The organism is Selenomonas sp. oral taxon 138 str. F0429 (assembly GCF_000318175.2).
GTDB lineage: Bacteria > Bacillota > Negativicutes > Selenomonadales > Selenomonadaceae > Centipeda > Centipeda timonae.
In genome coordinates, this window is the sequence record NZ_KB290937.1 from 1265 (window position 1) to 2935 (window position 1671).

Below are 1671 nucleotides of genomic sequence, written 5' to 3' on the forward strand. Positions count from 1 at the left end.
CGAATTTTGCGGACAAGGGGCAGATTCGTCTGCGGCGTGAGGATGTGCTGCATATTCCGGGACTCGGCTTCGATGGTCTTGTGGGCTACAGTCCCATCGCTATGGCGAAGAATGCCATCGGCATCGCTCTGGCAACGGAAGAGTATGGCGCGGCATTTTTCAAGAACGGAGCGCGTCCGGGCGGCGTGCTTGAACATCCCGGTATCCTAAAAGACCCGTCAAAGCTCCGTGAGAGCTGGCACGCTGTCTACGGCGGTACGATGAACACGGGCAGGATCGCCGTCCTCGAGGAGGGCGTGAAGTATCAGCAGATTGCCATTCCTCCCGAGGAGGCGCAGTTCCTTGAGACGAGGAAGTTTCAGATCGACGAGATTGCACGTCTTTACCGTGTGCCGCCGCATATGGTCGGAGATTTGGAGAAATCCTCGTTTTCGAACATTGAGCAGCAGTCGCTTGAGTTCGTAAAGTACACGCTGAATCCGTGGGTCGTTCGTTGGGAGCAGTCGCTTCAAAAGGCATTGCTGACGGATAAAGAGCGGAAGGACTACTTCATCCGTTTCAACGTGGACGGGCTGCTGCGTGGGGACTACAAGAGCCGTATGGAAGGATATGCCATTGGGCGGCAGAACGGATGGCTCTCCGCGAACGACATCCGCAGTCTTGAGGACATGAATCCCATCGAAGCAGACGAGGGCGGCGATCTGTACCTCATCAACGGGAATATGACAAAACTGAGGGACGCAGGTTTATTCGCCAACAAGAAAGGAGAGGGCGATGAAACGTAAATTTTGGAACTGGGTGCGGAACGACGGAGAGAAGCGAACCCTTCTCCTCGATGGTGAGATTTCGGATGAAACGTGGTGGGGCGATGAAGTCACACCTCAGATGTTCCGTTCCGAACTGAATGCCGCCGAGGGAGATATTGACCTCTGGATCAACTCACCGGGCGGCGACTGCTATGCAGCGGCACAGATCTACAATATGCTCATGGAGTATAAGGGAAATGTCAATGTCAAGATTGACGGAATTGCCGCTTCTGCTGCATCCGTTGTCGCTATGGCAGGATCAACGGTTGAGATTTCACCCTTGGGGATGTTGATGATCCACAATCCCATGACCGTCTCCATCGGAGATACGCACGAGATGGAACGGACAATCACGTTCCTTGCCGAAATCAAGGAGAGCATCATCAACGCCTACGAACTCAAGACGGGACTGTCCCGTGCGAAGATTTCGCGGCTGATGGATGCCGAGACGTGGATGAACGCAAAGAAGGCGGTGGAGCTTGGATTTGCGGATTCTGTTCTCTATACGGACGCACAGCGTCCTGTGACGGATACGGCAGACGGGCTGATCTTCTCCCGTGCCGCCGTCACAAACTCCCTGCTCTCGAAATTCGGGCAGGGGACACAAACAAATAATGTCGATGCAGAGCCGTTTAAGAAGCGGCTCTTTTCTATTTCACATTAAGGAATTAACGGAGGGACAAACACATGGATAAGATCATGGCAATGCGCGAGAAGCGTGCAGAAATGTGGGAACAGGCGAAGCAGTTCCTCGACGAACACGAGAAGGACGGCCGCCTTACGGCAGAGGACGCCAAGGCATACGAGCAGATGGAGAATGAGGTGCTCGCACTCGGCAAGGACATCGAGCGCATGGAGCGTCAGG

At 54.3% G+C, this 1671-nt stretch carries 2 protein-coding genes and 1 pseudogene; all 3 read left to right on the forward strand.

Translation table 11 applies throughout. From position 1 onward, the window contains the following. Nucleotides 1–785 (forward strand): phage portal protein (locus HMPREF9163_RS12385; protein WP_009440558.1); only part of this gene is annotated, 785 nt, incomplete at its 5' end. Further along, nucleotides 775–1470, forward strand: coding sequence for a head maturation protease, ClpP-related (locus HMPREF9163_RS04865; RefSeq protein ID WP_009440559.1), 696 nt, complete (start codon nucleotides 775–777; stop codon nucleotides 1468–1470). The genes HMPREF9163_RS12385 and HMPREF9163_RS04865, both read left to right, overlap by 11 nt. A gap of 23 nt (nucleotides 1471–1493) precedes the next feature. Then, nucleotides 1494–1671: pseudogene (locus HMPREF9163_RS12725) on the forward strand (phage major capsid protein); the annotation flags it as partial.